General features: G+C 53.1%; 24 protein-coding genes and 1 pseudogene. 15 read left to right on the top strand and 10 right to left on the bottom strand.

Features of this window, described 5'->3' with window-relative positions:
• Nucleotides 1–87: 87 nt before the first annotated feature.
• Together ACVXHP_RS16315 and greB are read right to left on the bottom strand one after the other, a co-directional pair.
• Nucleotides 88–2421 carry a Tex family protein gene (locus ACVXHP_RS16315; RefSeq protein WP_304702737.1) on the bottom strand — a complete coding sequence of 778 codons (2334 nt, stop codon included), beginning with the start codon at nucleotides 2419–2421 and terminating at the stop codon, nucleotides 88–90.
• 98 nt (nucleotides 2422–2519) lie between these two features.
• The gene (gene greB / locus ACVXHP_RS16310; protein WP_003023524.1) at nucleotides 2520–2993 is read right to left on the bottom strand and encodes a transcription elongation factor GreB; all 474 of its coding nucleotides are present in this window, start codon (nucleotides 2991–2993) and stop codon (nucleotides 2520–2522) included.
• A gap of 225 nt (nucleotides 2994–3218) precedes the next feature.
• Between greB and ompR the strand changes: the two genes are divergently transcribed.
• Together ompR and envZ are read left to right on the top strand one after the other, a co-directional pair.
• Nucleotides 3219–3938 (top strand): osmolarity response regulator transcription factor OmpR, encoded by a 720-nt coding sequence (gene ompR / locus ACVXHP_RS16305; protein WP_001157751.1) that lies wholly within the window; start codon nucleotides 3219–3221, stop codon nucleotides 3936–3938.
• A complete protein-coding gene (gene envZ / locus ACVXHP_RS16300) occupies nucleotides 3935–5287 on the top strand; it encodes a two-component system sensor histidine kinase EnvZ (RefSeq protein ID WP_200008717.1) in 1353 nt (450 codons plus the stop codon). The genes ompR and envZ overlap by 4 nt, the downstream gene beginning before the upstream one ends.
• A gap of 56 nt (nucleotides 5288–5343) precedes the next feature.
• On the opposite strand, the gene nadS is transcribed toward envZ, so the two are convergent.
• The 7 genes and pseudogenes from nadS to igaA form a co-directional block, all read right to left on the bottom strand.
• Nucleotides 5344–5640 (bottom strand): NadS family protein, encoded by a 297-nt coding sequence (gene nadS / locus ACVXHP_RS16295; protein ID WP_003837894.1) that lies wholly within the window; start codon nucleotides 5638–5640, stop codon nucleotides 5344–5346.
• Between the two features lie 52 nt (nucleotides 5641–5692).
• Nucleotides 5693–6011 (bottom strand): annotated as a pseudogene (locus ACVXHP_RS16290) (type II toxin-antitoxin system RelE/ParE family toxin).
• 124 nt (nucleotides 6012–6135) lie between these two features.
• A complete protein-coding gene (pckA, locus tag ACVXHP_RS16285) occupies nucleotides 6136–7758 on the bottom strand; it encodes a phosphoenolpyruvate carboxykinase (ATP) (protein ID WP_200008715.1) in 1623 nt (540 codons plus the stop codon).
• A 500-nt stretch (nucleotides 7759–8258) separates the two neighbouring features.
• Nucleotides 8259–9137, bottom strand: a complete 879-nt coding sequence (gene hslO / locus ACVXHP_RS16280; protein WP_016157640.1) for an Hsp33 family molecular chaperone HslO — start codon at nucleotides 9135–9137, stop codon at nucleotides 8259–8261.
• 24 nt (nucleotides 9138–9161) lie between these two features.
• On the bottom strand, nucleotides 9162–9563 hold the full coding sequence (hslR, locus tag ACVXHP_RS16275; protein WP_200008714.1) for a ribosome-associated heat shock protein Hsp15: 402 nt from the start codon (nucleotides 9561–9563) through the stop codon (nucleotides 9162–9164).
• Between the two features lie 10 nt (nucleotides 9564–9573).
• Entirely contained in the window at nucleotides 9574–10242 is a 669-nt protein-coding gene (yrfG, locus tag ACVXHP_RS16270; protein ID WP_042311923.1) for a GMP/IMP nucleotidase, read from the bottom strand.
• A 62-nt stretch (nucleotides 10243–10304) separates the two neighbouring features.
• On the bottom strand, nucleotides 10305–12440 hold the full coding sequence (gene igaA, locus ACVXHP_RS16265; protein ID WP_316128539.1) for an intracellular growth attenuator protein IgaA: 2136 nt from the start codon (nucleotides 12438–12440) through the stop codon (nucleotides 10305–10307).
• 322 nt (nucleotides 12441–12762) lie between these two features.
• On the opposite strand from igaA, the gene nudE reads away from it, so the two are divergent.
• Complete coding sequence (gene nudE, locus ACVXHP_RS16260; RefSeq protein WP_085049007.1) at nucleotides 12763–13323, top strand: ADP compounds hydrolase NudE; 561 nt, start codon at nucleotides 12763–12765, stop codon at nucleotides 13321–13323.
• A 112-nt stretch (nucleotides 13324–13435) separates the two neighbouring features.
• On the opposite strand, the gene mrcA is transcribed toward nudE, so the two are convergent.
• Entirely contained in the window at nucleotides 13436–15988 is a 2553-nt protein-coding gene (gene mrcA, locus ACVXHP_RS16255) for a peptidoglycan glycosyltransferase/peptidoglycan DD-transpeptidase MrcA (protein ID WP_447571818.1), read from the bottom strand.
• Nucleotides 15989–16108: 120 nt separating this feature from the next.
• On the opposite strand from mrcA, the gene ACVXHP_RS16250 reads away from it, so the two are divergent.
• The 12 genes from ACVXHP_RS16250 (at nucleotide 16109) to trpS (ending at nucleotide 26281) form a co-directional block, all read left to right on the top strand.
• Complete coding sequence (locus ACVXHP_RS16250) at nucleotides 16109–16888, top strand: DNA utilization protein HofM (protein WP_447571817.1); 780 nt, start codon at nucleotides 16109–16111, stop codon at nucleotides 16886–16888.
• Entirely contained in the window at nucleotides 16888–17427 is a 540-nt protein-coding gene (locus tag ACVXHP_RS16245; RefSeq protein WP_447571816.1) for a PilN domain-containing protein, read from the top strand. Before ACVXHP_RS16250 ends, ACVXHP_RS16245 begins: the two co-directional genes overlap by 1 nt.
• Nucleotides 17411–17866 carry a HofO family protein gene (locus tag ACVXHP_RS16240; protein WP_447571815.1) on the top strand — a complete coding sequence of 152 codons (456 nt, stop codon included), beginning with the start codon at nucleotides 17411–17413 and terminating at the stop codon, nucleotides 17864–17866. The genes ACVXHP_RS16245 and ACVXHP_RS16240 overlap by 17 nt, the downstream gene beginning before the upstream one ends.
• Nucleotides 17856–18269 carry a HofP DNA utilization family protein gene (locus ACVXHP_RS16235; protein ID WP_316128544.1) on the top strand — a complete coding sequence of 138 codons (414 nt, stop codon included), beginning with the start codon at nucleotides 17856–17858 and terminating at the stop codon, nucleotides 18267–18269. The genes ACVXHP_RS16240 and ACVXHP_RS16235 overlap by 11 nt, the downstream gene beginning before the upstream one ends.
• Complete coding sequence (gene hofQ, locus ACVXHP_RS16230) at nucleotides 18184–19419, top strand: DNA uptake porin HofQ (RefSeq protein ID WP_447571842.1); 1236 nt, start codon at nucleotides 18184–18186, stop codon at nucleotides 19417–19419. The genes ACVXHP_RS16235 and hofQ overlap by 86 nt, the downstream gene beginning before the upstream one ends.
• A gap of 405 nt (nucleotides 19420–19824) precedes the next feature.
• Complete coding sequence (gene aroK, locus ACVXHP_RS16225; RefSeq protein ID WP_003023552.1) at nucleotides 19825–20346, top strand: shikimate kinase AroK; 522 nt, start codon at nucleotides 19825–19827, stop codon at nucleotides 20344–20346.
• Between the two features lie 57 nt (nucleotides 20347–20403).
• Complete coding sequence (aroB, locus tag ACVXHP_RS16220; RefSeq protein ID WP_304702745.1) at nucleotides 20404–21492, top strand: 3-dehydroquinate synthase; 1089 nt, start codon at nucleotides 20404–20406, stop codon at nucleotides 21490–21492.
• Nucleotides 21493–21588: 96 nt separating this feature from the next.
• A complete protein-coding gene (damX, locus tag ACVXHP_RS16215) occupies nucleotides 21589–22884 on the top strand; it encodes a cell division protein DamX (RefSeq protein WP_447571814.1) in 1296 nt (431 codons plus the stop codon).
• Nucleotides 22885–23001: 117 nt separating this feature from the next.
• Nucleotides 23002–23838: an adenine-specific DNA-methyltransferase gene (dam, locus tag ACVXHP_RS16210; protein WP_200008705.1), complete on the top strand. Its 837-nt coding sequence runs from the start codon at nucleotides 23002–23004 to the stop codon at nucleotides 23836–23838.
• A 17-nt stretch (nucleotides 23839–23855) separates the two neighbouring features.
• On the top strand, nucleotides 23856–24533 hold the full coding sequence (rpe, locus tag ACVXHP_RS16205; protein ID WP_447571813.1) for a ribulose-phosphate 3-epimerase: 678 nt from the start codon (nucleotides 23856–23858) through the stop codon (nucleotides 24531–24533).
• Nucleotides 24526–25284: a phosphoglycolate phosphatase gene (gph, locus tag ACVXHP_RS16200; RefSeq protein WP_079225883.1), complete on the top strand. Its 759-nt coding sequence runs from the start codon at nucleotides 24526–24528 to the stop codon at nucleotides 25282–25284. Before rpe ends, gph begins: the two co-directional genes overlap by 8 nt.
• Nucleotides 25277–26281, top strand: a complete 1005-nt coding sequence (trpS, locus tag ACVXHP_RS16195; protein WP_042311949.1) for a tryptophan--tRNA ligase — start codon at nucleotides 25277–25279, stop codon at nucleotides 26279–26281. The genes gph and trpS overlap by 8 nt, the downstream gene beginning before the upstream one ends.
• Nucleotides 26282–26393 lie beyond the last annotated feature (112 nt).

The raw sequence follows: 26393 nt of genomic DNA, 5'->3' as shown, positions 1-26393 counted from the left end.
TGATAAATATAATGTGGAAGAGAGAAAATAATATAGTAAATATGCCGGATACGGTATTTACACCGCTATCCGGCACATGATCCAAACTTAGCGCTTTTTACCCATTGCCGCTGCCAGCGCATCCATCATCGCGCTGTTGCCCGCAGGCTGAGCGTCACGGCCACGAGGTTTCGCGGCTTTTGGTGCCGGGCGATTGCCCTGAGTGCGATCGTTATTTCCGCCGCTGCGACGCGCGTTGGTTTCACCTGGCTGCTCATCCAGACGCATAGTCAACGCAATACGCTTACGCTGCAGGTCTACTTCCAGCACTTTCACCTTCACAATGTCGCCCGCTTTCACCACGGTGTGGGGATCTTCGACGAACTTATTCGACAGTGAAGAGATATGCACCAGACCATCCTGGTGTACGCCGATATCGACAAATGCGCCGAAGTTAGTGACGTTGGTGACAGCCCCTTCCAGAATCATCCCCGGCTGCAGATCGTTCATGGTTTCTACGCCATCAGCAAACTGTGCGGTTTTGAATTCAGGACGCGGGTCGCGACCCGGTTTTTCCAACTCTTTGATGATGTCGGTGACGGTCGGTACCCCGAAGCGCTCGTCGGTAAAATCAGCAGCTTTCAGATTGCGCAGTTCGCTGCTGTTGCCCATCAGATCGCGCAGTGATTGCTCGGTGGCGGCCAGAATGCGTTCCACAATTGGATAGGCTTCCGGGTGAACGGTAGAGGCATCCAGCGGATTATCGCCGTGGTTGATACGCAGGAAACCCGCGCACTGTTCAAAGGCTTTAGGGCCCAGACGGCTGACTTTGAGTAGTTGCTGACGGTTCTGGAACTGGCCGTTCTCGTCACGCCAGGCCACGATGTTCTGCGCCATCATGCGCGTCAGGCCAGCCACGCGGGTCAGCAGCGGTACGGAGGCGGTGTTTAGATCCACGCCGACGGCGTTTACGCAGTCTTCCACTACCGCATCCAGCTTACGTGCCAACTGCGTCTGGCTTACGTCGTGCTGATACTGGCCCACGCCGATAGATTTCGGATCGATTTTCACCAGCTCAGCCAGCGGATCCTGCAGACGACGGGCGATAGACACCGCCCCACGCAGCGAAACATCGAGGTCCGGGAACTCCAGCGCCGCCAGCTCGGAAGCGGAGTACACTGACGCGCCGGCTTCGCTGACGATCACTTTCTGCGCGGTAACTTTCGGGAACTGTTTCTGTACGTCGAGGAAGAAACGCTCGGTTTCGCGCGACGCCGTACCGTTACCAATCGCCACCAGCTCAACATTGTATTTTTCACACAATGCCGCAACGGCGACGGCGGCTTTGGCGGCCTGACCGGTATGTGGATAAATGGTATCGGTAGCGACCAGTTTGCCGGTACCGTCAACCACAGCTACTTTTACCCCGGTACGCAGACCCGGATCGAGACCCATTGTGGCGCGCAGTCCGGCTGGGGCGGCCATCAACAGGTCATGCAGGTTACGGGCAAAGACGTTAATCGCTTCATCTTCCGCACGTTCACGCACGGTACCCATCAGCTCGGTTTCAAGGTGCATCAGCACTTTGATGCGCCACGTCCAGCTCACCACGCCTTTACGCCAGCTGTCGGCTGGTGCGTTATTCAGGCGCAGTCCCAGATGATCCTGGATAATCTGCTCGCCGTGGCTCTCTTTTGGCGGCTCATCGAATTGCGGATCGGCATTCAGGGAAAGCTGCAACACGCCTTCGTTGCGACCACGGAACATGGCCAGCGCGCGGTGGGAAGGCACGGTAGAAATCGGTTCGTGGTGGTCGAAGTAGTCACGGAACTTAGCCCCTTCCTCTTCTTTACCGTTGACCACGGTAGAAACCAAATGCGCGTTTTTCCACAGGTAGTCACGAACTTTTGCCAGCAGCGCGGCGTCTTCGGCGAAACGCTCCATCAGAATGTAGCGCGCGCCATCGAGAGCGGCTTTGGTGTCCGCCACGCCGTTTTCAGCGTTGAGGTATTTTGCGGCTTCCGTTTCCGGGTCGTGGGACGGTTCGTTCCACAGCAGGTCAGCCAGTGGCTCCAGCCCAGCTTCAATGGCTATTTGCCCACGGGTGCGGCGCTTGGGTTTGTACGGCAGATAGAGATCTTCGAGTTCGGTCTTACTTAACGTACCGTTGATCGCATTCGCCAGATCGTCGGTCAGTTTGCCTTGCTCGCCGATAGATTTCAGGATCGCCTGACGGCGGTCTTCCAGTTCACGCAGATATCCCAGACGGGTCTCCAGATTACGCAATTGCGTATCGTCCAGACCGCCGGTGATTTCCTTACGATAACGTGCGATAAACGGCACGGTGTTCCCTTCATCAAGCAGGCGAACGGCAGCTTCTACCTGTTCAGCACGAGCCTGAATTTCACCTGCGATAATGCGGCAGAAAGAATCATTCATCATGGATAGCTTCGTCTATAGGATAAAAAATCAGGGGATAGTTATACGGATTGACTGGCAAAAATGCCAGTCATCTACGGGGGCTTCGGATTGTTCCGGTCTCACTTCACGTATTCGATCTCGTTTACGTACCAACTGGCTTCGCCGCCAGGGGTGTTTACTACCGCGAGATCGCCGACCTCTTTTTTCAGCAGCGCCCGCGCCATTGGCGAATCGATAGAGATGTAATCTTTACGACCGAAGATCTCATCGTAGCCGACAATGCGGAATTTGCGGATGTCGCCATCGTCATTTTCAATCTCGACCCATGCGCCGAAGAAGACTTTGCCTTCCTGTTGCGGGGAGTAATCGACGATTTTCAGATTTTCCATGCACTTGGTCAAATAACGAACGCGGCGGTCGATCTCGCGCAGGCGCTTTTTATTATACTGGTAGTCGGCATTTTCGCTGCGGTCGCCCAGACTTGCGGCCCAGGTGACCTTTTTGGTGACTTCCGGGCGCTCTTCACGCCAGAGATAATTCAGCTCTTGTTTGAGTTTTTCATACCCTTCACGGGTTATCAGGGGCGTTTTCATCTTATTGTTTTACCTTCGACTCTGTGATGATGCGCACAATTAGTATTACGTGAGCATATCAACAGAATAAATAATGTATTGCGAGAAACATTGTATACTTAAGCTGCTGTTTAATATGCTTTGTAACAATTTAGCCTGGAATTCATACCAGAATTCGCTGGTGACTCACGTGAGCTTTCTTAAGAATATACACTTAATTGTTGCGAACCTTTGGGAGTAATAACAATGCAAGAGAACTATAAGATTCTGGTGGTCGATGACGACATGCGCTTGCGTGCGCTTCTGGAACGTTATCTGACCGAGCAGGGCTTCCAGGTTCGAAGCGTCGCAAACGCTGAGCAGATGGATCGTCTGCTGACCCGTGAGTCCTTCCACCTGATGGTGCTGGATTTAATGCTGCCGGGTGAAGACGGCCTGTCTATTTGCCGTCGCCTGCGCAGCCAAAGCAACCCGATGCCGATCATTATGGTGACCGCGAAGGGTGAAGAAGTTGATCGTATCGTAGGGCTGGAAATTGGCGCTGACGATTACATTCCGAAACCGTTTAATCCGCGTGAACTGCTGGCGCGTATTCGTGCCGTACTGCGTCGTCAGGCGAACGAACTGCCGGGCGCACCTTCTCAGGAAGAAGCGGTTATTGCCTTTGGTAAGTTCAAACTGAACCTCGGTACGCGTGAAATGTTCCGCGAAGATGAGCCGATGCCGCTCACCAGTGGGGAGTTTGCGGTACTGAAAGCGCTGGTAAGCCATCCGCGTGAGCCGCTATCTCGCGACAAGCTGATGAACCTGGCCCGTGGTCGTGAATACTCGGCGATGGAACGTTCCATCGACGTACAGATTTCTCGTCTGCGTCGTATGGTGGAAGAAGATCCGGCGCATCCGCGTTATATTCAGACCGTCTGGGGCCTGGGCTACGTTTTTGTTCCGGACGGTTCTAAAGCATGAGGCGAATGCGCTTCTCGCCACGAAGTTCGTTTGCCCGCACATTATTGCTTATCGTCACCTTGCTGTTTGCCAGCCTGGTGACGACTTACCTGGTCGTGCTGAACTTCGCGATTTTGCCGAGCCTCCAGCAGTTTAATAAGGTCCTGGCCTACGAAGTTCGTATGCTGATGACTGATAAACTGCAGCTGGAGGACGGTACACAACTGGTGGTGCCGCCCGCGTTCCGCCGGGAAATTTATCGTGAGTTGGGTATTTCCCTCTATTCCAACGAGGCCGCTGAAGAAGCCGGACTGCGTTGGGCACAACACTATGAATTCTTAAGCCATCAGATGGCGCAGCAGCTGGGTGGCCCGACCGAAGTCCGCGTTGAGGTCAACAAAAGCTCGCCGGTCGTGTGGCTGAAAACCTGGCTGTCGCCCAATATCTGGGTACGTGTGCCGCTCACTGAAATCCATCAGGGTGATTTCTCGCCGCTGTTCCGCTATACGTTGGCGATCATGCTGCTGGCCATTGGCGGCGCATGGCTGTTTATTCGTATTCAGAACCGACCGCTGGTGGATCTTGAACATGCAGCGTTGCAGGTGGGGAAAGGTATTATACCGCCGCCGTTGCGTGAGTATGGCGCTTCTGAGGTGCGTTCCGTTACCCGTGCCTTTAACCATATGGCGGCAGGCGTGAAGCAACTGGCCGATGATCGTACGCTGCTGATGGCGGGGGTGAGCCATGATCTACGTACTCCCCTGACGCGTATCCGTCTGGCGACGGAAATGATGGGCGAGGAAGACGGTTATCTCGCAGAATCCATCAATAAGGACATCGAAGAGTGTAACGCTATTATCGAGCAGTTTATCGATTACCTGCGTACCGGTCAGGAGATGCCGATGGAAATGGCGGATCTGAACTCGGTGTTAGGCGAAGTGGTCGCGGCGGAAAGCGGCTATGAGCGTGAAATTGAGACTGCGCTGCTGCCGGGCAGCATTCAGGTGAAGATGCATCCGCTTTCGATCAAGCGTGCGGTTGCCAATATGGTGGTTAACGCCGCTCGCTATGGTAACGGCTGGATTAAGGTCAGTAGCGGTATGGAGCCGCATCGCGCCTGGTTCCAGGTGGAAGATGATGGTCCGGGTATCAAGCCGGAGCAGCGTAAACATCTGTTCCAGCCGTTTGTCCGCGGCGACAGCGCGCGTAGTACCAGCGGTACGGGCCTGGGGCTGGCGATTGTGCAGCGTATTATCGATAACCATAACGGTATGCTGGAAATTGGTACCAGCGAGCGAGGTGGGTTGTCGATTCGCGCCTGGCTTCCGGTTCCCTTCACTCGTGCGCAGGGTACCACGAAAGACGCATAAGAAAGGGAGGCGAAATGCCTCCCTTTGCTTACGGGATAAACGGTGGGAACTCTAGCTTAAATTGCCTTTAATTGATTAATTATAAAAGGATTTTTTTGAATTAATAAAAGCAGTTTTCTTGGTGCTCCGGTCGGCTGGCGTCGTTTTGTCTCCCAGCTTTTAACCAGGTCGTAACTCACGCCAACGGCGATGGCAAAATCCTGTTGACGTAGCCCTGTCGCTTCACGGATGGCTTTAACATCAATTTCGCTGAAGGTATGTACATGCTCAGGCTTCGGTGTTTCTTCACCTTTCTCTATACGTACCATTTCTTCTGCACTGGCCAGCAGATCGGCAAATAATTCGTCTTTCATTTTGGCCTCACCACACCGGCACGCGGTGTCCTGATTATTAAAATTCCCATGATTAAATCAGCATATCGGATAAGTGCATTAAAACCTTTTTTTGCTCTTCAGTTAAATCATCCTGTTCATTTTTAGGGTAGAGCAAGGCCAAATATATTCGACCTTTGCGCGTCACGTTGTAATAGATAATCCGAACACCGCTACGCTTGCCCATACCAGAGCGACTCCAGCGAATTTTTCTGAACCCCCCCCGTACCAGCAATAGTGTCCCCAGCCTCAGGGTTTTCAATAAGCGCCTCTTGAAAGGCGCGAAACTCATCGTCAGGCAAAAGTAACGGGCGGCGTTTACTAAATCCCTGTAGCTCAATAAATGTGAACATGACGCGTCCTGCGCATGAAATTAATAGTACTGATTATAGGTGTACCATGTACATTTTAAAAGAATAAATACAATAAAAAACCCCTTATCCTTTCGAATAAGGGGTCAGCGAATGAATCAAAAAATTACAGCTTCGGCCCGGCGCTAACCAGTGCTTCACCTGCTGGGGTGTCGGTGTACTTCTCGAAGTTCTCGATAAACAGTTTCGCCAGTGCGTTGGCTTTTTCCTGCCACTGCTCTGGTGACGCGTAGGTATTACGCGGATCGAGAATGCGAGTATCCACACCCGGCAACTCGGTTGGGATCGCCAGGTCAAACATCGGCAGACGGAATGTTTCTGCGTCGTCCAGTGAACCGTTCAGAATGGCGTCGATAATCGCGCGGGTATCTTTGATGGAGATACGCTTGCCGGTACCGTTCCAGCCAGTGTTAACCAGGTAAGCCTGCGCACCTGCCGCTTGCATACGTTTCACCAGCACTTCTGCATACTGTGTTGGGTGCAGCGACAAGAATGCTGCGCCGAAGCAGGCTGAGAAGGTTGGGGTCGGTTCAGTGACGCCACGTTCGGTGCCGGCCAGTTTGGCCGTGAAACCAGACAGGAAGTGGTACTGCGTTTGATCTGCCGTCAGGCGAGACACCGGTGGCAGTACGCCAAACGCATCAGCGGTCAGGAAAATAACTTTGGTGGCATGACCCGCTTTTGATACCGGCTTAACGATATTCTCGATGTGATAAATCGGGTAGGAAACGCGGGTGTTTTCGGTTTTGGAGCCGTCGTCGAAGTCGATAGAACCATCTTCGCGCACGGTGACGTTTTCCAGCAGCGCGTCACGACGGATCGCGTTGTAGATTTCCGGCTCGGCATCTTTAGACAGTTTGATGGTCTTGGCGTAGCAACCGCCTTCGAAGTTAAACACGCCATCGTCATCCCAACCGTGTTCGTCATCGCCGATCAGGCGGCGTTTGGGGTCGGTGGACAGCGTGGTTTTACCGGTGCCGGACAGGCCAAAGAAGACCGCCACATCACCTTTTTCCCCGACGTTTGCCGAGCAGTGCATGGAGGCGATACCTTTCAGCGGCAGCAGGTAGTTCATGACGGAGAACATCCCTTTTTTCATCTCGCCGCCGTACCAGGTACCACCAATCAACTGAATGCGTTCAGTCAGGTTGAATGCCACGAAGTTTTCTGAGTTCAGACCCTGCTCTTTCCATTGCGGGTTGGTGCATTTAGCGCCGTTCATCACGATAAAATCAGGTTTAAAATCAACCAGTTCTTCGTCGCTTGGGCGGATGAACATGTTTTTGACAAAATGCGCCTGCCAGGCCACTTCGGTAATGAAGCGCACGGAAAGACGGGTATCGGCGTTTGCGCCGCAGAACGCGTCAACGATAAACAGGCGTTTGCCAGAGAGTTGCTGGGTGACTAACCCTTTCAGATGTTGCCAGGTTTCCGGGGAGAGCGGTTTGTTGTCGTTCTTGCCTTTACCTTTGTCGGACCACCACAGCGTATCTCGCGTGGTGTCGTCGCGGACAATGTACTTATCCTTTGGCGAACGCCCGGTAAAGATACCGGTATCAACAGCAACGGCGCCCAGATCCGTTAACACGCCACGCTCATAACCTTCCAGATTTGGATCAAGTTCTTCCTGATACAACAGGTCGTAGCTGGGATTGTAAACGATATCCTGAACGTCATTGATACCATAAGCCTTGAGATCTTGCGGGGTTAAACTGTTGTTCACACGCATTTCACTGCTCCTTAGCCAATATGTATTACCTGGAATAGTAAGGTTTTTTTGGGATTGCTAACCGCGACAAGGCTCATAGATTTACGCATCCGGCAAAATCACAGGCGACCGAATGCGCTGCGACTCCTGTCACAAAGAGGCAGATATTATGGCAGGAAACCCTTTTTTGTTGTGGAAAATGTTCTTAAAACGTTAATAGAGAGTGTTTTTGGCGGGAATCTTGTGAGTGTAATCGCATTCACGTAAGAAAAATACGTAACTCATACATAAACAATATCGATTCACTTCCCGTCGTCAGTATCCGAAAAAGGTCAGCCAATACTCAAAATTGTGAAGTTGATGCGATTATGAGGCTTTCTCGTGATGCTGGATGCTGACATGGATAGTGTTGAACGTTCACGAATCACTTACTGGAGCATGAGATCTATTGGTCTGCGGCAGGTGGGGGCGAATGAGCAAGTGGATTTAGCCCGGCAGCGCACATTACCGGGCTAATAAACTTAATGGACCTGTGGGTCTGCCGGGGAAGCGTTGCTGCGGATCTCAGCAATATCCATGGCGTTAAACAGATAGTGGCTACCGCAGTAATCGCAGTGCATATCGATCTCGCCTTCTTCCGCCAGAATGCTGTCCACTTCTTCGTCCGGCAGCGTTTTCAGTGCGCCTGCACAGCGTTCGCGTGAACAGGTGCATTTGAACTCAACGTCCTGCGGATCGTAGAGGGTGACTTCCTCTTCGTGGTACAGACGCCACAGCACTTCGTTGGCTGGCAGCGTCAACAGCTCTTCCGTTTTGATGGTTTCGGTCAGCGCGGTCAGGTGATCGAAATCATCTGCCTGCGCGTTTTGCGCCGGCATCACCTGCAGCAGCATTCCGCCAGCTGCGGGTTTGCCATCGACGTCGCCAGTACGGATAAACAGACGTGTTGGCAGCTGTTCAGAACGCATGAAGTAATCTTCCAGACAGGCGGCCAGCGTGTCGCCTTCCAGACCGACCACACCCTGATAACGCTCGCCTTCTTCCGGCGTAATGGTGATTACCAGGTAGCCGTTGCCTACCAGGGTTTTCAGATCCGCGCCTTCAGGGATATCGCCCTGCATGCGGGCCACGCCGCGCATCTGCTGGTTGTTATTGCCGTTAATGACGGCCAGGCTCAGCGGACCATCGCCCTGCAACTGTACGGTGATATCACCAGCAAACTTCAGCGTAGCGGTGAGCAGGCTGGTGGCGACCAGCAGTTCAGCCAGCACGTTTTTGACCGGCTGCGGGTAAGTATGGTTTTCGAGGATCTGTTGCAGGGTTTCCGAAACGGTCACCAGCTCGCCGCGCACGGCAAAGTTTTCAAACAGATAACGATGTAATTGGTCATGTTGCGGCATAATCATCTCTCTTGCAGGTGACAGTCACTCGCTGTCGCCGTGTTTAAATCGTAACAGGTCGCGGCGTTCTTTCTTGTCCGGTCGTCTGTCCGGGTGCGGCATGGTTAACGCGTTAAGTTTACGCGCCAGCGCCATTTTTTCGCGTTTTTCCACGCTTTCCGCGGTTTCTTCATACAGCGTAACGGCTTCCGTGGCCGGGCGACGCTGCTCGGTAATGGCCTTGATAATGACCGTTCGCTCGTCATTTCCCTGGCGCAGGGTGAGGGTGGCGTTCAGCTCGACAATCTTGCTCGGCTTACTGCGCTGGCCGTTGTAGTGCACCTTACCGCCTTCAACCATTTCACGGGCCAGCGCACGCGTTTTATAAAAGCGAGCGGCCCATAGCCATTTATCCAGCCTGACATCAGCAGAGGGCTTTTCTTTCATGGCGTCTCCTTCACATCAGTGAGGGGATCAGTCGGCGGTAGTCATTCAATGACGGATGGCGTGCGTACTGTTTTTCCGCAATACCTGAGTCGGGATTGGTTACGCCGAGGCAGTAACGAATGCCGAACAGAGCAGCGGCGTCGAGAATGGGTTCGCTATCATCAATAAACAGCGTCTTCTCTGCACTCATTCCCGTTTCTTCAGCCACAGCGTGCCATAACCGCTGATCCTCTTTGGGATAACCAAATGTGTGGGTGGAAAGTAATAAATCAAGGTGCGAGGCCAGACCGGTATGCTCCAGCTTGACCGCGAGGTTATGCGGATGCGCGTTGGTGAGCAAAATACGGCGCTTGCCGCTGGCTTTCAAGGCATCAAGAAACGGTACAGTATCTTCACGCAAAACGGCGCGTGGTCCTTGTTCCGTTGTCATGGCGCAAATATCCAGATCCAGGCACTCGCTCCAGTAATCCAGGCAGTACCAGTTTAGCGTATGCTGCACGGCATGATACTGCTGACGGATATAGTCCTGGGCTTCCTGGGGAGAAATACCCTGCTTCGCGCCATAGGTTTCCGGCACCAGTTTTTGCCAGAAATAATTGTCGAATGCCAGATCGAGTAGCGTGCCGTCCATATCCAGCAACACGGTGTCGACATCCTGCCAGGCAATATTGATATGCATGGAAACTCCCCAGAAGAAAATATGATGCGCGACAGGGTAGCATATCCTGTCGCGCGAGCGTGTTATCGAATCAGGCTTTCCGGGTCGTCAATTAGCGTTGGGTTGAGGCAGCTTTCGTAGTAGCTCTGAATTTCCGCGATGCGCGAACGATGGCGCTGGTAGCGTCTGAATGCCTGAACGCTGTTATAGATAGCGCATCCGAGCATGGAGAGCATCAGCAGGGTCGTGCCAAGGTAGCGCCATAATCCTGAACGATCCGGGATTCGGTGCAGACCAATGTGCTGAGTACCGTTGGCATCGGTAGAGATATTGGTGACGATCCCCTCCGCGCGAAACGGTGTTTGCATTAGCATCTGGGCCAGACGCTGGAAGGCGTTCCACTGTTCGTGCGGCGGGTAGTCATACAGAGAGGTTGACGGCCACGGCTGATCGACCAGATCGCTGCCTTCGTCGCTGATAATCAAGAAACCGCCGGGGGCAGGGCTATTCAGCGCCTGGGCCGCGCGCGCCGTCTCGCGTGCAATAAACGGCGCCGTAGAGGTATTAACCAGATTATCCAGCGACTCTGCGCTTACCGGACGCAGCAACACGTTTACGCCATCCAGTTTTCCGGCGTTAGCGCGTTTCACCAGCGCGGCCCAGTCTTTACTGTTACCGAGGTTAACCAGCGCATTTTTTAAGCGTACGCATTCATCTTTGGCGGCGCACAGATCGGCTGTTTTCAGGACAATTTCACCAAAATCGTCCAGTAACACCATGCCGGACTTTTGGATTGCCGAACGTAACGACGCGCTGACGCGGGAATCATCATCCGGTTTGGGATGCAACTGGCGGTTTACGGCCTGCGTGAGCGCGGTGGCTTTATTCACCAGATCGGATTCTGGAAGCGGTAGCGTGCGCGCGTCATTCCAGATAATTTGCGTGCAATCAAAAGGCATGAACGGCGTGGTGGGCTGTGTATTCCAGCTCCCCTGGGTATGAATGTTACACATACCTGTGCCGCTCAGGTGTAATGTGTCCCCCACGCGAACGCCCGCGTTCTCAAGCTGTTTCACACTGGTGGCTTCGATAGTCTGTGCGCCTTTCATCCAGGAAAGCGTGAATTTTATCGGCATATCCAGCGGGATCCAGAACAGCAGCATCAGCAGTACCAGCAGCGAACCGCCAGCGATAACGGCATTGCGTAGCCAGTGTTGCAGTGGGAAATTTTTAACTTCGTCGTGCAGGGATAAAAAACGCCCCTGGCGAACAACGTGGCGATCGAGATAAATATCGATATCCGTTTGCTGCCCGAGATCCTGCGCAATGTAAGGCTGCCAGTGAGGGGGATAGATCAGATCAATAATACCCAGAGAAATATTGTTAATTTGCTCCTGGTCGTTCTCGCCAAACAATCCCCAGCGACGCGGCGTCCCGCGCAGACAATGAATTTCTCGCAGGGCGGTTTTAGATGGCGGAGCGAACAGCCCCCACAGACCTGCACCCAGCAACAGCACCGCGCCACCGACTGCCCACGGAACAAACGTATCCGGGATGATTAAACATAAAAAGAACAGCAGGAATGATGCGGCAATCAGTAACGCTTCGCGTAATCCAGAAGGGCGGCTAAGGGCATATTCTTCATGGGTTTCCTGGCGAATATTCAGCAGTTCAATTTGTTCGCTTTCTTCACCGCGAATGGACGCCTGGGTAGAGGCGGTATGCTGTAACGCATAGCCACGCGCCTCCTGCATATATTCTTGCAGCGTGTGGCCGTTTAGCGAAATAACCAACGGCAATGTATTGGTGTGGATCAGCTCAACGCTGTTTTCGTCATTGATGTATTGTTCCCAAAAAGGTGGCAAATGCACCTCAACGGAATCAAGATAATAGCGCCATTTGTTAGGATCGTCGGTGGTAATGCCGTAACGTGTAATCGCGTGCGTAAGTACAATGACGCTGTTACTTTGGGCATTCAGCGTTAACGATACTGGCGCAGAGCTGGCGCCTGTTGGACCCGGTACTTGCTGAATTTGGCTAAGGCTTTCGAGATAGTTTTCGACCGCGCTGCGTTCTTCAGGCGTAAGCTTACGCTTCGAGGCGTCTGAAAAGACGTTGCTCAAGGGTAAATTTTTCCGTCTGGATTTCGTTCTGAGTCGCCATCCTGCAAGCAATGAGCAGGCCAGCAAAGCAGCTAAAAAAATCAGAATGGTGCTCATGCTTTCCCCATCTTACTTAGTCTGTCAGGCGTGGTCAGTCGCACCCTGTTCAATATTCGTGATTCTTTAGTTGGCTATCGGCAAGTGTGGAGTTGAACTTGAGCATCTTAAAGCGCAGCCCAGTAAATGCGAATCATAGCAAAATCACTAAAAATGGAATATCAGCAAATTCCTGGAGTTATTTCAACCTATTGACTTTTAATTTGAAATAGGGATTAACTTTTAGTACGTTACATAAATGTAAATAAACGGCAATTCACGTTGCCGAAACCGTGCGGTATATCGCACAATGACCTCAGATTTCACAGCAAAGATCCTCACAATGAGCAAATCATTACAAAAACCCACGATTTTGAAAGTGGAAACCGTCGCCCAATCCCGGCTGTTTAAGGTCGAAAGCGTGGACCTTGAGTTCAGCAATGGCGTACGCCGCGTTTATGAACGTATGCGCCCCTCCACGCGTGAAGCGGTAATGATTGTGCCGATTGTGGACGACCACCTGATCCTTATCCGCGAATACGCAGTCGGGACCGAGTCCTACGAACTGGGTTTTTCCAAAGGATTAATCGATCCCGGCGAAAGTGTATTTGAGGCGGCGAATCGGGAACTGAAAGAAGAGGTAGGATTTGGCGCGAAAGACCTGACGTTTTTGAAGAAACTCAGCATGGCGCCGTCTTATTTCTCCAGCAAGATGAACATTGTGGTGGCGGAGGATCTTTATCCTGAATCGCTGGAGGGGGATGAACCTGAGCCATTACCGCAGGTACGCTGGCCGCTCGCGCATATCATGGATTTGCTGGAAGATCCTGATTTCCACGAAGCGCGCAATGTGAGCGCGTTGTTCCTTGTACGCGAATGGCTGAAAGGGCAGGGACGATTGTAGTTTATGTTGCCGGATGGCGGCTGGCGCCTTATCCGGCCTACAACATCCAGCAATATCAAATGATTACGCCGAAAATGTAGGCCGGATAAGCGAAGCGCCATCCGGCAATCGATCAGAACAGTTCGTGTGTCTCACCATTATCGATAATGGTTGTCCCCACCTCGTGTACCGCCTGCTGCGTTGGCTGAGTACCTTCAATGAAATACTCTGCACGGCTGTTACCGCCGCTCGCCAGTTGACCGGTACTGCGATCGATATTGACCGTCACGATACCCGGCGGCGGCGTCAGCGGCTGCTCAGGCACACCTTCCAACACGGATTTCATATAAGCATCCCACGCAGGCTGCGCGCTCTTCGCGCCACCTTCATAGCCGGAGATTTGATCTTTGATCGCCCCGGAAGCTGTCGTGTGACCCAGATTGCGGCGATGGTCGTCAAAGCCGATCCATACTGACGTCACCACGCCTGGCCCGTAACCGGAGAACCACGCATCTTTTGAACTGTTGGTGGTCCCGGTTTTCCCGCCGATATCATGACGCTGTAAGTCGCGACCTGCACGCCAACCGGTTCCCATCCAGCCAGGTTCACCAAAGATATTGGTGTTCAGCGCGCTTTTAATCAGGAAGGCCAGCGGCGTGTTGATCACGTGCGGAGCGTACTCCTGCGTCCCGCTTTGTGCGACCAGCGCCTGGTTGGCCTGCTCAAGCTGCGGCATAGGCACGGCGGCATTCTGCTGTTCCTGCGAAACGGCGACATCTTCTACATTGCTGTTTTCCAGCACGTTAGACTTCTGGGTATCACCATAAATCACCGGAATATCGCATTCCGGGCAGGCAATTTTCGGCTTCGCCTCGAAGATAACGCCGCCCATATCGCTTTCGATCTTACTGATGAAATACGGATCGACCAGGAAACCGCCGTTAGACATCACCGCGTAACCGCGCGCCACCTGCAACGGTGTGAACGAGGCTGAACCCAGCGCCAGCGACTCGGTGTGCACGATGTTCTGTGCCGGGAAGCCGAAACGTTGCAGGTACTCTGCCGCGTAATCCACGCCCATGGCGCGCATGGCGCGTACCATCACCACGTTTTTCGACTGACCTAACCCCTGACGTAAACGGATAGGACCAGCATACTGCGGCGGTGAGTTCTTCGGCTGCCAGTCGGAACCGGCACCGGCGTCCCAGCGGGAGATCGGCACGTCGTTGAGCATGCTCGCCAGCGTCAGACCTTTATCCATCGCGGCGGTATAGAGGAATGGTTTGATGTTGGAACCCACCTGGCGTAGCGCCTGGGTTGCACGGTTAAACTTGCTCTGGTTGAAGTCAAAACCACCGACCAGCGCCAGCACCGCGCCGTTTTGCGGATTAATAGAAACCAGGGCGGAGTTAACGTCCGGCACTTGAGCCAGCCACCAGGCATCGCCAACCTGACGTACCCAGATTTGCTGCCCGGCCTGTACCACATCTGTCACTTTACGCGGCGTCGGGCCTTGTTGCGTATCCGAGCGGTAAGGACGCGCCCAGCGCATGCCATCCATCCGTAATGACACTGATGTGCCATCCGCCAGCGCGGCAATGGCTTCCTGCGGATTGGCGCTGGTGACAACCGCCGGCAGCAGTGGTCCATATGTTGGCAGCGCTTTCAGCGTATCGGTGATTTTCTTGCTGTCCCAACTGCTTTCGCCCACTTTCCACAGCACGTTTGACGGGCCGCGGTAGCCGTGGCGCATATCGTAATCTATCACGTTGTTACGTACTGCCTGCTGGGCCGCCTGCTGCACTTTGCGCGTAATGGTGGTGGTGATGCGATACCCGTCTTCATAGGCTTTCTCGCCATAACGGTTATACATCTCCTGGCGTACCATTTCAGACAGATACGGCGCAGAGAAGGCGATTTCCGGCGCGTGATAGTTAGCGTCAATGGCCTCGCCGCGCGCCTGATCGTACTGGGCCTGCGTAATGTAGTTTTCACTCAGCATACGCGACAGCACGACATTACGTCGCGCAGTGGCCCGGTCCATCGAATAGAGGGGGTTGAAGGTTGACGGCGCTTTTGGCAGACCGGCAATCACCGCAATCTCACTTAAGCTGAGCTGATCGACCGTCTTGCCAAAATAGACCTGCGCGGCAGCACCCACGCCATAGGCGCGATACCCCAGGTAGATCTTGTTCAGATACAGCTCAAGGATCTCATCTTTACTCAGCAGTTGTTCAATGCGGATCGCCAGGAACACTTCTTTGATCTTACGCATCAGCGTACGTTCCGGGCTCAGGAAGAAGTTTCTTGCCAACTGTTGGGTAATGGTACTCGCCCCTTGTGAGGCGTGACCGGAGAACAATGCGACGCTGGCTGCACGGAAGATCCCCACCGGGTCGACCCCGTGGTGCTCATAAAAGCGGCTGTCTTCCGTGGCGATAAAAGCTTTGACCATCACTGGCGGCATCTGATCCAGCGTGACCGGGATTCGACGTTTCTCGCCATATTGCGCGATCAGCTCGCCGTCAGCGCTGTAAACCTGCATCGGGATCTGTAAACGCACATCTTTGAGCGTCGCGACGTCAGGTAATTGCGGCTCAATATAGCGATAGAGGCCATAAATCGAGCCTGCTCCCAGCAGGATGCAACATACTGCAAGGATTAATAAATACTTTACGAACTTCACTGGAGATTTCCCATTTAGTGGCATTTGGGCAGTTTATAAACAAACGCGCGGTAGTATAAAGGCAAGCCAGACGCATTGATATACCCGTTAAAGCAACGGGTGATACGGAGATCATCAGCAATGGCTTTCAATATCTGGAAAATTGGTCTGCATATTCAGCAACATGAAGCGCTGGCTGCCGCTGTCGTTCGCGACGCGACCGGTTGGTTTCTACAGCGCTGGTGGCGTATGCCGCTGGCACCTCAGGTTATCGTTGATGGCCACATTCGCGAGCCTGAACAGCTTGTCGCAACGCTACTGCCGTGGAGCCGTGAGCTTCCTCGCCGACATCATATTCACCTCTCCTTTCCCGCCAACAGGACGTTACAAAAAAAGTTCCCTCGTCCGGCAATGGCCTTGCGCGAACCAGAGCAAACCGCATGGTTGTCCGGTTCGATGGCGCGTGAACTGGATATGTCGCCGGATACGCTGCATTTTGATTATAGCGAAGACACGTTGAGCCCGGCGTTTAACGTTACTGCCGCGCAAAGCAAAGAGATTTCAACGCTGCTGACGCTAATACAAACGCTGAAAGTACAGGTTAAAGCGATTACGCCGGACGCCAGCGCCTTACAACGATTTATTCCTTATTTGCCAGAACAGCAACAGTGTCTGGTATGGCGTGATGATACCCAGTGGCTATGGGCGACCCGCTCGGCATGGGGCCGAAAATTAACGGGCGATATTGGCTGTCTCGACGAGCTTGCCACGACGTTAACTCTTTCCCCGGCAGCCATTGCGCTATGCGACCCCGGCGGCTTCGATCCTTTAAACGTCGTCTCCGTTCGTCAACCACCAATTCCACCGCACAGTCACCGCTTTGCCGTTGCATTGGGACTGGCCATGGGAGGAACGTATTGATGATAGCGACCATCAATCTTCTGCCCTGGCGTCAGACACGACGGTATGCCTGTTTGCGCTACTGGGGTGTTTTCTTTAGCGCTTCGCTGCTGCTGACCATTGGCGTGACGTTAATCTATTCCAGCGTTTTTAACGTTGAAAGCCGAATCGAACTCCTGCTGGTAGAAGCTGAAAATAAGCGGATAGCGGTGCTGACGGCGCTAAAGCCTCGTTTGCAGCAGCGCCTGCAACAATGGCAACAGGTACAAGCGCGAAACAAACAGCGTGACCAGACCCAAAGCTGGCAACAGATTCTGCAACAGCTGGCGGAATTACTCCCGGAACAGGCGTGGTTAACCAAAATGACCTGGCAGCAAGGGACGCTGGAACTGACGGGAAATGCGCTGAACTTTGCCGCCCTTAAGACGCTGGAAACGCAATTACGCCAGCAGCCGTGGTTTGCGTTAAATCGGCCCGGCGAAACGCAGCAGGATGCCCAAGGGCGCTGGCAATTCCACTATCGTCTGACGCGGAGTGACACACATGATAACGCTCTGTGATGCCTGGCTGGCGCAGTCGCCGCGCTTTCGATTTATGTGCGCATGCGGCTGGATTTTAGGGCTGCTTATGATAGTAGCGCTATGTCTTTACCCCGCCGCCAGGCAGCGGGCTATGCAACAACAGGCGCTGAACCAGCAACGTGCCGCCATTCAGACGCAATGGCGAAACGTATATCTGCTGGCATCATCGCCAGGAGAGTCTGAAGAGACGTTTACTCCTTTCTCCCCGTTGCTGTTTCAGACGCCCCTTGTACGTCTTGTTCACTGGCAACCCGCCATTAAGGGCGGGGAGATGACGCTGAGGCCTGCGTGGGAGGCTATCCCGCCGATGTTTGTCCAACTGGCGGAACAAGGGATGAACGTCAGCCGGTTTTCTCTCAGTGTAGAAGGCGCTGAACTGCTGTTAACGCTCCAACTGGAACATCTGAATGACGGTTGAACGCTGGCTGCTGGCGCTCGCCAGCATACTGATCCTGACCGGTATGCGTAATCCCTTCTTACCGCCGGAGGACCATTGCCAGATAGCCGAGCTGTCGACGTGGCGCTATCAGGGCATGGTGAGCCAGGGCGAACGACCGATCGGCATCGTGCAGGATGGGCAGCACAAATGGCGGCGAGTTGAGCGAAATGACGTCCTGAAAAACGGTTGGACGATTTCACAGATAACGGCCGAAAGCTTAACCCTCAACACAGAGAAAAGCTGCGAGCCTGCCCAATGGCAGTGGCAACGACAGGGAGCGGTAAATGAAGCGATGGATGAGATGGATAGCCATGATGCTGATGGTCGTGGCGCCCGGCGTGCTGGCCGGAAAACCGCAAAGCGTGACGCTGGTGGTGGATGATGTGCCTGTTGGGCAGGTTTTGCAGGCGCTGGCGGAACAGGAAAAGAAAAACCTGGTGGTTTCGCCGGATGTCGGCGGGGTGCTGTCACTGCATCTGACAGATGTGCCCTGGAAGCAGGCATTGCAAACGGTCGTGAAAAGCGCCGGATTGGTGCTACGTCAGGAGGGCAACATTCTGCATGTGCATTCTGTGCAATGGCAGAGTGAAAATGCGGCCCGCCAGGAAAATGAGCAGGCACGAATGCAGGCCAGCCTGCCCCTGGAACAACGCAGCATCATTTTGCAATACGCTGACGCCGGCGAGCTGGCAAAAGCCGGAGAGAAGCTGCTGAGCGCTAAAGGTCGCATGACGGTTGATAAACGAACCAACCGCTTACTGTTGCGTGATAATAGCGTTGTGCTTAACGCGCTGGAAAAGTGGGTGGCGCAAATGGATTTGCCCGTTGAACAGGTCGAACTGGCGGCGCATATCGTCACGATTAATGAAAAAAGTTTGCGCGAACTGGGGGTTAAATGGTCGCTGGCCGACGCGCAACAACCGGGGGCGGTGGGGAATGTCACCACGCTTGCCAGCGATCTTTCGGTGCCTGCGGCGACATCCCGTGTGGGATTTAATATTGGTCGTATTAACGGTCGGTTACTGGAACTGGAGCTGTCGGCACTGGAGCAAAAACAGCAGCTTGATATCATCGCCAGTCCGCGATTACTGGCTTCTCATCTGCAACCAGCCAGTATTAAGCAGGGCAGCGAGATCCCATATCCGGTCTCCAGCGGTGAAAGTGGGGCGACATCCGTCGAGTTTAAAGAAGCGGTCCTCGGGATGGAGGTTACGCCCACTGTTTTGCAGAAAGGGCGAATCAGGCTGAAACTGCATATCAGCCAGAACGTCCCCGGGCAGGTGCTACAACAAGCCGATGGTGAAGTTCTGGCGATCGATAAGCAGGAAATTGAAACACAGGTTGAGGTAAAAAGCGGAGAGACGATCGCGTTGGGCGGCATTTTTTCACATAAAAATAAATCTGCGGCTGACAGCGTGCCGTTGTTAGGCGACATCCCCTGGCTTGGCTCTCTTCTTCGTCACGATGGAAAAGAAGATGAACGTCGTGAGTTAGTGGTCTTTATTACGCCCAGACTGGTGTCAACGGAATAACTTATGCATGAAAAACCGTTGTTTTTGCACTGAACACGTTTCAGGGATTTGACGTGGGGGTGTATTTAGCATACAAGGAGTACCGATTTGAGCGTCGGTACTTTTCTTTACTTGTGCGGCAATGAATACGCTTTGCCTTTCTGGTGGTGTGTCATAGGCTTATTTAGCCGTCATTTGACTGCGCGATACGTCGCCAGGTCTGATGTTTGCAGGGCTGCATGCCTGCCACGACCAGAAATGCGTAGGGTTTGGTGATTTATTCAGTTGCCAAACCCGCTTGAGTATTGAGATAATTTTCAGTCTGACTCTCGCAATATCTTATGAGGTTTCAGTTCATGTCCTGCTGCGCTGGGTGTCTGCGAAGCGGGTTTACCATTAACGAATAGTCTTAGTAGTACCGAAAAAATGGCAGAGAAACGCAATATCTTTCTGGTTGGGCCTATGGGTGCCGGAAAAAGCACTATTGGGCGGCAGTTAGCTCAACAACTCAATATGGAATTTTACGATTCTGATCAAGAGATTGAGAAACGAACCGGAGCTGATGTGGGCTGGGTCTTCGATGTAGAAGGTGAAGACGGCTTCCGTGATCGCGAAGAAAAAGTCATCAACGAGTTGACGGAAAAACAGGGTATTGTGCTGGCAACTGGCGGTGGCTCTGTAAAATCACGTGAAACACGTAACCGTCTCTCCGCGCGTGGCGTCGTGGTCTATCTTGAAACGACAATTGAAAAACAACTTGCGCGTACTCAACGTGACAAGAAACGCCCGCTGCTGCAGGTAGAATCACCGCCTCGTGAAGTTCTGGAAGCGTTGGCTGACGAACGCAATCCTCTGTACGAAGAGATTGCAGACGTGACCATTCGCACCGACGATCAGAGCGCAAAAGTCGTAGCAAACCAGATTATTCATATGTTGGAAAGCAACTAATTCTGGCCGAATACACACTCGTCTGCGGGTACAAGTAACTAAGGTGGATGTCGCGTAATGGAGAGGATCACAGTCACTCTCGGGGAACGTAGTTACCCTATCACCATCGCGGCTGGTTTGTTCAATGAGCCAGCTTCATTCTTACCGCTGAAATCGGGCGATCAGGTTATGTTGGTGACCAACGAAACCCTGGCTCCCCTGTATCTCGATAAGGTTCGCGGCGTACTTGAACAGGCGGGTGTTAACGTTGATAGCGTTATCCTTCCCGATGGCGAGCAGTATAAAAGCCTGACGGTTCTGGACACGGTTTTCACCGCGTTACTGCAAAAACCGCACGGTCGTGATACCACGTTAGTCGCACTTGGCGGCGGCGTGATTGGCGATCTGACCGGTTTTGCGGCAGCCAGCTATCAGCGCGGTGTTCGTTTCATTCAAGTCCCGACAACCCTGTTGTCGCAGGTCGACTCCTCCGTTGGCGGCAAAACCGCCGTAAACCATCCCCTCGGTAAAAACATGATTGGTGCGTTTTACCAGCCTGCCTCCGTGGTGGTGGATCTCGATTGTCTGAAAACGCTTCCTGCGCGTGAGCTGGCATCGGGGCTGGCGGAAGTCATCAAATACGGCATCATTCTTGACGGTGAGTTTTTCAACTGGCTGGAAGACAATCTGGACGCGTTATTACGTCTGGACGGTCCGGCAATGGCGTACTGTATTCGCCGTTGTTGTGAGCTGAAAGCAGAAGTTGTCGCAGCAGACGAGCGCGAAATGGGCTTACGTGCTTTACTGAATCTGGGGCACACGTTCGGCCATGCGATCGAAGCTGAAATGGGTTATGGCAATTGGTTACATGGTGAAGCCGTCGCAGCAGGTATGGTAATGGCTGCCCGTACGTCGGAACGTCTGGGTCAGTTTACCTCCGCGGATACGCAGCGCATCATTACGCTGCTACAGCGAGCAGGCTTACCGGTTAATGGGCCGCGTGAAATGTCTACCGAGGCTTATTTGCCGCACATGCTGCGAGATAAAAAAGTGTTAGCGGGAGAGATTCGTTTAGTGCTTCCGCTGGCAATAGGGAAGAGTGAAGTGCGCGGCGGAGTGTCGCACGAGGTGGTTCTTAACGCTATTGCTGATTGCCAGCAGGCGTAACAACAAGAAAGGTCTGACGTACGTTGCAAAACGTAGGTCTTTTAGCTTCAGGTTACGTGCAAAGTTGTAAGCATTAACCTTTGAGTGGGGTGTTAAATGGATGAATTCAAACCAGAAGACGAGCTGAAACCCGATCCCAGCGATCGTCGTACTGGTCGTTCTCGTCAATCGTCTGAACGCGATAATGAGCCGCAAATCAATTTTGATGATGTTGATCTGGATGCTGACGATCGCCGTCCTGCGCGCGCACGTAAAGAGCGTGAAGAAGAGCGGGACATCGAAGAAGACTATGAATCTGATGACGATGCGATGGATGAAGAGCGTGTAGAACGTCGTCCGCGCAAGCGTAAGAAAGCGGTCAGTAAACCTGCCTCTCGTCAGTATATGATGATGGGTGTGGGCGTTCTGGTGCTGCTGCTGTTGATCATCGGTATTGGTTCTGCGCTGAAAGCCCCCTCATCTTCTTCCAGTGAACAGACTGCGTCTGGCGAGAAGAGCATCGATCTTTCTGGCAGCAATGCGACGGATCAGGCGAACACGAATACGCCTGCAACGGGCGCTGAGCAGACTGCGAGCAATACCCAGCAGGATGTTTCTCTGCCGCCGATTTCCTCTACCCCGACTCAAGGTCAGGCGCCTGCGGCAACTGAAGGCCAGCAGCGTGTTGAAGTGCAGGGCGATCTGAACAATGCGCTGACGCAACCGCAAGGTCAGGAGCAGGTTAACAACGTCGTGGTGAACTCTACGCTGCCGACCGAACCTGCGACCGTCGCGCCAGTTCGTAATGGTACTGCTGCGCGTCAGACTGCGAAAACGGAAACGGTTGAACGTCCTGCTGCTACGCACCAGGAACGTAAACAGGCCGTCATTGAGCCGAAGAGCAAACCGCAGACCACGGTAAAAGCGACGCCGACAGAGCCGAAACCTGTTGCTCAGGCAAAACCAACCACGACTGCGCCGACGACCACAACTAAAGCGCCTGTGGTAACCGCTGCGCCAAAAGCGACGGTAGAGCCAAAAGCAACCGCGGCGACGACGCCTGCACAGACCACAACACCTGCGCCAACCGCGACGGCAACGCCTGTTGCTGGCGGAGCGAAAAGCACAGGGAATGTTGGCGCGTTAAAATCTGCGCCGTCCAGCCATTACACGCTGCAGCTCAGCAGTTCTTCTAACTACGACAACCTGAACGGTTGGGCGAAGAAAGAAAACCTGAAGAACTACGTGGTGTATCAGACGACGCGTAACGGTCAACCGTGGTATGTTCTGGTGACGGGCGTGTATGCGTCTAAAGAAGATGCGAAACGTGCAGTGTCTACGTTACCCGCCGACATTCAGGCGAAAAATCCGTGGGCAAAACCGCTGCACCAGGTTCAGGCCGATTTGAAGTAAGATAGGATATGTTCTGCAATGGTTTGCTGTTTCGCCCAATTGCGGGACAAAGACTAAAGCGCAGGATGCTGTCGGAGCTTTCTCCACAGCCGGAGAAGGTGTAATTAGTTAGTCAGCATGAAAAAAAATCGCGCTTTTTTGAAATGGGCAGGGGGAAAATACCCCCTGCTTGATGATATCAAACGGCATTTACCCCAGGGTGAGTGTCTGATTGAACCCTTCGTAGGGGCCGGGTCGGTGTTTCTCAACACCGACTTTTCTCGTTATATTCTTGCCGATATCAACAGCGACCTCATCAGTCTCTATAACATCGTGAAGACCCGTACCGATGAGTACGTGCAGGCTTCGCGCGAGCTGTTTATGCCTGAAACAAATCAGGCTGAGGTGTACTACCAGTTCCGGGAAGAATTTAATGCCTGCCAGGATCCGTTCCGCCGCGCAGTGCTATTCCTGTATCTGAACCGCTTTGGTTACAACGGGTTGTGCCGTTATAACCTGCGTGGTGAGTTTAACGTACCGTTTGGTCGTTATAAAAAACCTTACTTCCCGGAAGCCGAGTTGTACCATTTTGCTGAAAAAGCGCAGAATGCGGAGTTCCATTGCCTTTCCTATGAAGAGTGCATGGACCGTGCGGACATCAACTCCGTAGTCTATTGTGACCCGCCTTATGCACCGCTCTCGGCGACGGCAAATTTCACCGCGTATCATACCAACAGCTTTAGCCCGAAAGAGCAGGCGCATCTGGCCGAGATGGCAGAAAAGCTGGTCAGTAAGCAGATCCCGGTGTTAATTTCGAACCATGACACGCCCGATACCCGTGAGTGGTACCGAGCAGCGAAACATTTTCAGGTCAAAGTGCGGCGCAGCATCAGCAGCAATGGCGGCACGCGTAAAAAGGTGAACGAACTGCTGGCGCTGTATAAACCAGGAGTCGCAACGCCTGCGAAAAAATAATTCTCAAGGAGAAGCGGATGAAACAGTATTTGATCGCCCCCTCAATTCTGTCGGCTGATTTTGCCCGCCTGGGTGAAGACACCGCGAGAGCGCTGACTGCCGGTGCCGATGTAGTACACTTCGACGTTATGGACAATCACTACGTACCGAACCTGACTATCGGACCGATGGTGCTGAAATCGCTGCGTAAATATGGCATCACTGCCCCGATTGATGTTCACCTGATGGTGAAACCGGTCGATCGTATTATCCCGGACTTCGCCGCCGCTGGCGCCAGCATCATTACTTTTCATCCGGAAGCCTCCGAGCACGTTGATCGTACCTTGCAACTGATCAAAGAGTATGGCTGTAAAGCGGGCCTGGTGTTTAACCCAGCAACATCTTTGAGCTACCTGGACTACGTCATGGATAAGCTGGATGTGATCCTGCTGATGTCCGTTAACCCAGGCTTTGGCGGACAGTCTTTCATCCCGCAAACGCTGGATAAGCTGCGTGAAGTGCGTCGTCGTATTGATGAATCTGGCTATGACATCCGCCTGGAAGTTGATGGTGGCGTCAAGGTGAACAATATTGGTGAAATTGCGGCGGCGGGTGCAGATATGTTTGTTGCCGGCTCCGCTATTTTCGACCAACCAGACTATAAAAAAGTCATTGATGAAATGCGCAATGAACTGGCGAAGGTAAGTCATGGATAAGTTTCAGGATATTCGGGGCGTTGCTTTTGACCTCGACGGCACGCTGGTCGACAGCGCGCCGGGATTAGCCGCCGCGGTGGATATGGCGCTGTATGCGCTGGAACTGCCGGTTGCTGGTGAAGAGCGAGTTATTACCTGGATTGGTAATGGTGCAGATGTACTGATGGAGCGCGCGCTGGCGTGGTCTCGTCAGGAGCGCGCGACATTACGTAAAACGATGGGTAAACCGCCCGTTGATGATGATATTCCCGCCGAGGAACAGGTACGTATTTTGCGTAAGCTGTTCGACAGGTACTACGGCGATGTTGCAGAAGAGGGGACATTCCTGTTCCCTGATGTTGCCGACACGCTGGGCGCGTTGCATGCGAAAGGTTTGCCGCTGGGTCTGGTGACCAACAAACCAACCCCGTTTGTCGCGCCATTGCTCGAGGCGTTAGATATCGCCAAATACTTCAGCGTGGTCATCGGTGGTGACGACGTGCAGAATAAAAAACCACACCCGGATCCACTACTGCTGGTAGCAAGCAAGCTTGGCATTAAGCCCGAGCAAATGCTCTTCGTAGGGGATTCTCGTAATGATATTCAGGCGGCTAAGGCTGCTGGTTGTCCGTCCGTTGGCCTGACGTATGGTTACAACTATGGTGAGTCTATCGCCTTGAGCGAGCCCGATGTCATGTCCGACCGCATTAATGAACTACTGCCCGCTCTCGGGCTTCCGCATAGCGAAAATCAGGAATCGAAAAATGACTAAGCCCATCGTTTTTAGTGGCGCACAGCCCTCAGGTGAATTGACCATTGGCAACTATATGGGTGCGCTGCGTCAGTGGGTGAACATGCAGGATGACTACCATTGCATCTACTGCATCGTTGACCAACATGCCATTACCGTTCGTCAGGATGCTCAACAGCTGCGTAAAGCAACGCTGGATACGCTGGCGCTGTACCTGGCATGCGGGATCGATCCTGAAAAAAGCACCATTTTCGTTCAGTCTCACGTACCGGAACATGCACAGTTAGGCTGGGCGCTGAACTGCTACACCTATTTCGGCGAGCTGAGCCGTATGACTCAGTTCAAAGATAAATCTGCGCGTTATGCAGAAAACATCAACGCCGGTCTGTTTGATTATCCGGTGCTGATGGCGGCAGACATTCTGCTGTATCAGACCAACCAGGTACCGGTTGGCGAAGATCAGAAACAGCATCTGGAACTGAGCCGCGATATCGCTCAGCGCTTCAACGCGCTGTATGGCGACATCTTCAAAGTACCGGAGCCGTTCATTCCTAAATCCGGCGCGCGCGTGATGTCGCTGCTGGAGCCGACGAAGAAAATGTCCAAGTCGGATGACAACCGCAACAACGTGATCGGTCTGCTGGAAGATCCGAAATCTGTGGTTAAGAAAATCAAACGAGCGATGACTGACTCGGAAGAGCCGCCTGTTGTTCGTTACGACGTGAAAGAAAAAGCGGGCGTTTCCAACCTGCTGGACATTCTCTCTGCCGTCACCGGCCAGAGCATTCCGGAGCTGGAACAGCACTTCGAAGGCAAAATGTATGGTCATCTGAAAGGTGAAGTCGCAGAGGCCGTTTCCGGCATGCTGACCGAGCTTCAGGAACGTTATCACCGTTTCCGTAACGATGAGGCTTTCCTGCAGAAAGTGATGAAAGAGGGTGCGGAAAAAGCCAGTGCGCGCGCGTCTGTTACGCTGAAAGCCGTTTACGAAGCGATTGGTTTTGTCGCCAGGCCGTAATGTTCTCTGCGTTGTTGAAGAAACCGGGTACGCCCGGTTTTTTTTCGCCTGCTCGTGGGTGAATCTCAAAAAATGTGAACCGCCTCGCCGTTTGCATATTTCCTCGTTGCCT

The organism is Citrobacter freundii complex sp. 2025EL-00176 (assembly GCF_053309355.1).
The sequence above is the reverse complement of the archived record's forward strand: the minus strand, read 5'-3'. Positions and strand labels throughout refer to the sequence as shown.